This window comes from Ramlibacter sp., assembly GCF_035706265.1.
Classification (GTDB): domain Bacteria; phylum Pseudomonadota; class Gammaproteobacteria; order Burkholderiales; family Burkholderiaceae_C; genus Ramlibacter.
The window spans coordinates 1-6,144 of sequence record NZ_DASSVG010000724.1 but is presented as its reverse complement, the minus strand read 5'-3'; the positions used below and the strand labels follow the sequence as shown (position 1 = coordinate 6,144).

Below are 6,144 nucleotides of genomic sequence, written 5' to 3'. Positions count from 1 at the left end.
TTCTCGAATCGGCGCTTACGTGCCCGCGCTGCGGATTCACGTCCGTCGAGACCATGCCGACCGATTCGTGCCTGTATTTCCATAGGTGTGAGGGATGTCAGGCGCTGCTCACGCCGAAGGAAGGCGACTGTTGCGTCTTCTGCTCGTACGGCTCCGTCAAGTGCCCGCCCGTCCAGGAAGCGCGCGGCTGCTGCTCGAACGGGGAACCTCAAACCGGCGTTAACTCGGAGACATCATGACAGTCAAGCGCATGGACAACGTCGGCATCGTGGTGGAAGACCTCGATGCGGCCATCGCCTTCTTCACCGAGCTGGGTCTCGAACTCGAAGGGCGTGCCCCGATCGAGGGAGACTGGGCCGACGGCGTCACCGGCTTGCGCGGCATGCGCGTGGAGATCGCCATGCTGCGCACGGCGGATGGCCACAGCCGGCTGGAGTTGTCCCGCTTCCTGGCGCCCCCCGTGGCGGCCGATCACCGCGTCGCGCCGGTGAACGCGCTCGGCTACCTGCGCGTGATGTTCGCCGTGGAAGACATCGACGATACGCTCGCGCGGCTGCGCAAACACGGCGCCACGGTCGTCGGCGAAGTGGTCCGATATGGAGACATCTATCGGCTCTGCTACATCCGCGGCCCCGAAGGAATCCTCATCGGGCTCGCCCAGGAACTCCAGCAGCAGGCTTCCCGGGTGGATCCCATGGGAGGGACGCGATGAGGAGCAGTGAAGCGTCCATCGTCATTCGCCCCGAGACGCCCGAGGACGCAAGCGCCATCGACGAGGTCACTCGCCAGGCCTTTGCTACCCACCCCCACAGCCGGCAGACCGAGCAGTTCATCGTCCACGCCTTGCGTGAAGCCGATGCGCTGGCCGTCTCCCTGGTGGGCGAACGCGCGGGGCGCGTCGTCGGCCACATCGCCTTCTCGCCAGTGACGATCTCCGATGGTTCGGCGGGATGGTTCGGAATGGGGCCCGTCTCCGTCCTCCCTGCGCTGCAGAAACAGGGGATCGGCCGGTCCCTGATCGAAACCGGCTTGTCGCTGTTGCGCGAGCGGGGTGCCGCCGGGTGCGTGCTGGTGGGAGAGCCTGCGTTCTACGGCCGCTTCGGTTTCGCGCATCGTCCCGGGCTCGTGCTGCCGGATGTGCCGCAGGAATACTTCCAGGCTCTCCCCTTCGGTGCGGCCGTTCCGCAAGGCGAGGTCACCTTCCATGCGGCCTTCGCCGCGGAGCGCTGAAAGAGCGAGATCCGCACCGCTCGGGCAAACGTTTCCATGCCCCCGACTCGTCTCTTCCGCTTCCCAAGCGCAGTGCGGCATGACCCTGCGGTCGCAGCCTGGATGCACGACCACCCCGGCCCCCTGGGCCAGCTCGCGCAGCACTGGTTCGAGCAGATGCGCGCCTGCGGAGACGACGTCCGCGAGCTGCTGCACGACGGCTACCCGACGGCCTGCGTCGGCGATGCGGCGTTTGCGTATGTGGGCGCCTTCCGTGCCCACGTGAACGTGGGCTTCTTCCGCGGCGCGGAGCTTTCCGATCCGGCGGGCCTGCTGGAGGGCACCGGCAAATCCATGCGCCACGTGAAGCTCCGGCCGGAGCGCCCCGTCGATCACGAGGCCCTGGCGGCCCTGACCGCCGCAGCCTACGCGGACATGAAGGAACGCGCCGCCTCCGAGACGGAGCGCTGAAGGAGTAGCGCGCTACGCCGCCGGCGCCGCCGGCTCGAAGAGCTCCACCAGGTTGCCCGACGGATCCTCCACCAGGATCTGCCGCCCACCCGGCCCCGAGACGATCTCGTTGCGGAACTTGACGCCGGCCTGCTTCAGTCCGGCCACTTCGGCATCGAGCTTGCCGGTCTTCACGATCAGCCGGTTCCAGCCACCGGGCTCGGGGCGGCTTCCATCCGGCATCGGCTGCGAGCCTCCGCCCGGTCCCTTGGGCGGGCTCAACACGAGCTGCAGGTTCTCCTTCTCCAGGATGGCGAAGTACGGGCCCGATTGGCCGGCGACACGGAAGCCGAAGTGGCGGGTGTAGAAAGCGATCGCCGCATCCACGTCGTGGACGATGTAGCGAACCATCAGCGCGTTCAGTTCCATGGTGCCTGTCCCTTCCGTTCGAGCCCTGCCCAGGTGAGCCGGCAATACCATCTTCTTGGACCTCGCGCACGGCGCCGGAGTTGCAACCCGACCGCCGTCAAATGGGACGGCACCGATCTCGGCTACGCTCTTCCCTTCACACCCATCCACGGGGCCGGGCCATGACCATTCCTGTCGATCTGTCCAAGCTGGCGGAAGTGATGCAGCGCTACCGCTTCGCCTACCTGCTGACTTCGAGCGAACGCGGCGCGCCGCATGCCGTGGCCGTGACTCCAGTTCTGCAGGGCGGCGAACTGGCGGTGGGCGAAGCCGGCCGCCGCACGCGCGACAACGCCGCCCAGCGGCCCGAGGTCGCCCTGGTCTGGCCGCCGCAGTCGCCTACCGACTATTCGCTGATCGTCGACGGCCAGGCCGTGGTAGCGGACGCGGGCTTGCGCATCGTGCCCTCGCGCGCCGTCCTGCACCGGCCCGCGCCGCAGCGCGAACCGGCCACGCCGGGCGCCTGCGGTTCGGACTGCGTGGAAGTGATCTGAGGCGCGCGCCTCAGAACGCCATTTCGTAAGCGATCGTCAGCGGCGCATGGTCGCTGAAGCGCGTGGTCTTGTAGATGGCCGCCTCACGCGCGGTTCGAGCGATGCTCGGGGTCGCGATCTGGTAGTCCAGCCGCCACCCCACGTTCTTCGCATACGCCTGCCCGCGGTTGCTCCACCACGTGTAGCAGTCGTCGGTGGTCTCGGGATGCAGGTGACGGTACACGTCCACCAAGCCGGTTTCGGATAACAGTTTTGTCATCCAGGCGCGCTCCTCCGGCAGGAAGCCGCTGTTCTTCTGGTTGCCCTTCCAGTTCTTCAGGTCCTGCTCCTTGTGGGCGATGTTGATGTCCCCGCACAGCACGAACTCGCGCTCGCGCTTCAGCGCCACCAGGTGCGGATCGAACACGTCGAGGAAGCGGAACTTGGCCTGCTGGCGCTCCTCGCCCGAGGAGCCGGAGGGGAAGTAGCAGCTGATGATGGAGAACTTGCGCTGCGGGGTGTCGAAGCGCAGCTCCACGTAGCGGCCCTCGGCGTCGAACTCCTCGCAGCCGAAGCCGACGATCACGTCGCTCGGCTCGTGGCGGCTGAAGGCGCCGACGCCCGAGTAGCCCTTCTTCTGCGCGAAATGGAAGTGGCCCTTGAGGCCGGCGAGCGCGTCGTAGCGGCCGTGCACGTCCGGCGCCTGCGCCTTGACCTCCTGCACGCAAATACAATCGGGGCTCGTCTGTGCAAGCCACGCCTCGACACCCTTGCTGGCCGCCGAGCGGATGCCATTGAGGTTCAGGCTGGTCAGTTTGAAGAAGGATTTACCCATGATGGCGGATGGCAGCCAGGACGCCCTGGCCCAGGATTTCGTGGAGTTCGCCGTGCAGTCGGGCGTCCTGCGCTTCGGTGAATTCAAGACCAAGGCCGGACGCCTCTCCCCCTACTTCTTCAACGCGGGCCTGTTCGACGACGGTGCGAAGCTGGGGCGGCTGGCGCAATTCTATGCACGCCGCATCCTCGCCTCCGGCATCGAGTTCGACATGCTGTTCGGCCCGGCCTACAAGGGCATTCCCCTGGCGGCCGCGGTGGCGATCGAGCTGGCCCGCGCCGGCCGCAACGTGCCCTACGCCTACAACCGCAAGGAAGCCAAGGACCACGGCGAGGGAGGCACCCTGGTCGGCGCCCCGGTGCGCGGCCGCGTGCTGATCGTCGACGACGTGATGTCGGCCGGCACGGCGGCGCGGGAATCGATCGCGCTCATCCAGGCGGCGGGCGCCACCCCGCACGCGGTGGCCATCGCCCTGGATCGGCAGGAAAAGGCGACCGAGGACGGCCACGACGTGCCGTGGAGCGCCGTGCAATATGTCCGCGAAAGGCTCGGCTTGACAGTCTGTGCCATCGCCAGGCTGGCAGATCTCTTGCATTATCTGCAGGTGCATGCCGGCGACGAACTCGGACAGCACTACGGGAAGGTAGTCGCCTACCGGGAACGTTACGGAGCCGGCTGAAGAGGAAATCGGTGCCTTCTTTCGGTAGCTTCCGTCTCCTGCTCGGCGCCCTCGGGGCCGCCGGCGTGCTCGCGCCCGCCTGGGCGCAGGCCGGGGGATCGATCGGGAGCATCTTCACCTGCGTCGACGCGCGGGGCCAGCGCCTGACCTCCGACCGCCCGATCATCGAATGCCTGGACCGCGAGCAGCGCGAGCTGAAGAAGGACGGCACGGTGCGCCGCATCATCGGCCCCTCGATGACGGCGCAGGAGCGCGCGGCTTTCGAGGAACGTGAGCGCAAGCTCGCGGAGGAGCGCCAGCGCCAGACGGACGAGCGGCGCGCCCAGAAGGCCCTGCTCGCGCGCTATCCCAACCAGCCGGCGCACGACGCCGAGCGCGCCAAGGCCCTGCGGGCCCAGCAGGAAGTGATCGCCGCCGGGATGCGCCGCATCGCGGAGCTGGAGGAGCAGCGCCGCAAGCTCGCCCAGGAGACGGAGTTCTTCAAGGATCCGGCCAAGCGGCCGGCGGCGCTGCAGCGCCAGATCGAGGAGAACGACAACCAGATCGCCGCCCAGCGACGCTTCATCGAGGCGCAGGAAGAGGAGAAGAAGCGCATCGACGCCCAGTTCGACGAAGAACTGGCGCGGCTGCGGCCGCTGTGGGCGCAGCTGGCGCCGGCGGCGGCCACCTCCACCTCAGGGGGGGCCGCGGCCACCTCCACTTCCGGGGCCGCGAGCACGCCCACCATCCAGCGCAAGCGCTGATTCCGGGTCGCCTCGGCGACATTCCGTGGCCCGCCATCGGGGGCCGCAGCCCCCAGGAGTGGGCCTCAGAGCCCCAGCTTCTGCCGCAGCATGTCGCCCACCTGCTGCGGGTTCGCCTTGCCCTTGCTCGCCTTCATGGCCTGGCCGACCAGCGCGTTGAAGGCCTTGTCCTTGCCGGCGCGGACCTGTTCCACGTTGGCCGGATTGGCGGCGATCACCTCGTCGACGATGCGCTCCAGCGCGCCGCTGTCGTTCATCTGCTTCAGGCCCTTGGCCTCGATGACCGCGTCCACCCGCGCCGCAGCGTCGGCGCCGCCTTCCTTCTGCGTACCTTCGTTCCACAGCGCGTCGAACACCTGCCGGGCCGCGTTGTTGGAGACGGTGCCGTCCTGGATGCGCCGGATCAGCGCCGCCAGCGTCGCGGCGGCCACCGGCGCCTGCTCGATGCCGATCTCCTGCGCGTTCAGGCGCCGCGACACCTCGCCCATGATCCAGTTGCTGGCCAGCTTGGGCTGGCCGCTGGCGCGCGCCGCCTCCTCGAAGTAGGCGCCCATCGCCTTGCTCTGGGTGAGCGTGGTGGCGTCGTATTCCGGCAGGCCGTAGTCGGCGACGAAGCGCGCCGCCATCACGCGCGGCAGCTCCGGCATGCCGCCGCGGATCTGCTCCACCCACTCGGGCGCGATCGTCAGCGGCGGCAGGTCCGGATCGGGGAAGTAGCGGTAGTCGGCCGCGTCTTCCTTGGTGCGCATGGCGCGCGTCTCGCCGGTGTCGGGGTCGAACAGCACGGTGGCCTGCTCGATCGCGAGGCCGTCTTCCAGCTGCTCGATCTGCCAGCGCACCTCGAAGTCGATCGCCTCCTTCATGAACTTGAAGGAGTTCAGGTTCTTGATCTCGCGCCGGGTGCCCAGGGGCTGGCCGGGCTTGCGCACCGACACGTTGGCGTCGCAGCGGAAGCTGCCTTCCTGCATGTTGCCGTCGCAGATGCCGATCCAGGTAACGATCTTGTGCAGTTCCTTCGCATACGCCACCGCCTCGTCGGAGGAGCGCATGTCCGGCTCGGTCACGATCTCCAGCAGCGGCGTGCCGGCGCGGTTCAGGTCGATGCCGGACTGGCCGACGAAATCCTCGTGCAGCGACTTGCCGGCATCCTCTTCCAGGTGGGCGCGCACGAGGCGCACCGTCTTCTTCTCGTCGCCGAGGTAGAACGCGATCTCGCCGCCCTGCACCACCGGGATCTCGTACTGCGAGATCTGGTAGCCCTTGGGCAGGTCGGGGTAGAAGTAGTTC

At 68.1% G+C, this 6,144-nt stretch carries 10 protein-coding genes; 7 read left to right on the top strand and 3 right to left on the bottom strand.

The window, feature by feature from the left end; translation table 11 throughout:
- The 4 genes from VFM98_RS25955 to VFM98_RS25940 all read left to right on the top strand — a co-directional run.
- Positions 1 to 239, top strand: a 239-nt coding sequence (locus VFM98_RS25955; RefSeq protein ID WP_325112774.1) for a GDCCVxC domain-containing (seleno)protein, incomplete at its 5' end; no start/stop codon positions are given.
- On the top strand, positions 236 to 712 hold the full coding sequence (locus tag VFM98_RS25950; RefSeq protein WP_325112773.1) for a VOC family protein: 477 nt from the start codon (positions 236 to 238) through the stop codon (positions 710 to 712). The genes VFM98_RS25955 and VFM98_RS25950, both read left to right, overlap by 4 nt.
- Complete coding sequence (locus VFM98_RS25945) at positions 709 to 1,230, top strand: N-acetyltransferase (protein ID WP_325112772.1); 522 nt, start codon at positions 709 to 711, stop codon at positions 1,228 to 1,230. The genes VFM98_RS25950 and VFM98_RS25945 overlap by 4 nt, the downstream gene beginning before the upstream one ends.
- A 102-nt stretch (positions 1,231 to 1,332) precedes the next feature.
- Entirely contained in the window at positions 1,333 to 1,680 is a 348-nt protein-coding gene (locus VFM98_RS25940) for a DUF1801 domain-containing protein (protein WP_325112771.1), read from the top strand.
- Between the two features lie 12 nt (positions 1,681 to 1,692).
- Here the strand turns inward: VFM98_RS25940 and VFM98_RS25935 are convergent, their stop codons facing one another.
- Positions 1,693 to 2,088, bottom strand: a complete 396-nt coding sequence (locus tag VFM98_RS25935; protein WP_325112770.1) for a VOC family protein — start codon at positions 2,086 to 2,088, stop codon at positions 1,693 to 1,695.
- Between the two features lie 161 nt (positions 2,089 to 2,249).
- On the opposite strand from VFM98_RS25935, the gene VFM98_RS25930 reads away from it, so the two are divergent.
- Complete coding sequence (locus VFM98_RS25930) at positions 2,250 to 2,621, top strand: hypothetical protein (protein ID WP_325112769.1); 372 nt, start codon at positions 2,250 to 2,252, stop codon at positions 2,619 to 2,621.
- 10 nt (positions 2,622 to 2,631) lie between these two features.
- Here the strand turns inward: VFM98_RS25930 and VFM98_RS25925 are convergent, their stop codons facing one another.
- Positions 2,632 to 3,435, bottom strand: coding sequence for an exodeoxyribonuclease III (locus VFM98_RS25925; RefSeq protein WP_325112768.1), 804 nt, complete (start codon positions 3,433 to 3,435; stop codon positions 2,632 to 2,634).
- Between VFM98_RS25925 and pyrE the strand changes: the two genes are divergently transcribed.
- Both pyrE and VFM98_RS25915 read left to right on the top strand, forming a co-directional pair.
- Positions 3,434 to 4,114, top strand: a complete 681-nt coding sequence (gene pyrE, locus VFM98_RS25920) for an orotate phosphoribosyltransferase (protein WP_325112767.1) — start codon at positions 3,434 to 3,436, stop codon at positions 4,112 to 4,114. The two genes, VFM98_RS25925 and pyrE, sit on opposite strands and share 2 nt — an antisense overlap.
- An 11-nt stretch (positions 4,115 to 4,125) precedes the next feature.
- A complete protein-coding gene (locus VFM98_RS25915; protein WP_325112766.1) occupies positions 4,126 to 4,857 on the top strand; it encodes a DUF4124 domain-containing protein in 732 nt (243 codons plus the stop codon).
- Positions 4,858 to 4,922: 65 nt separating this feature from the next.
- Here VFM98_RS25915 and gatB read toward each other — a convergent pair.
- Positions 4,923 to 6,144, bottom strand: a 1,222-nt coding sequence (gene gatB / locus VFM98_RS25910; protein WP_325112765.1) for an Asp-tRNA(Asn)/Glu-tRNA(Gln) amidotransferase subunit GatB, incomplete at its 5' end; no start/stop codon positions are given.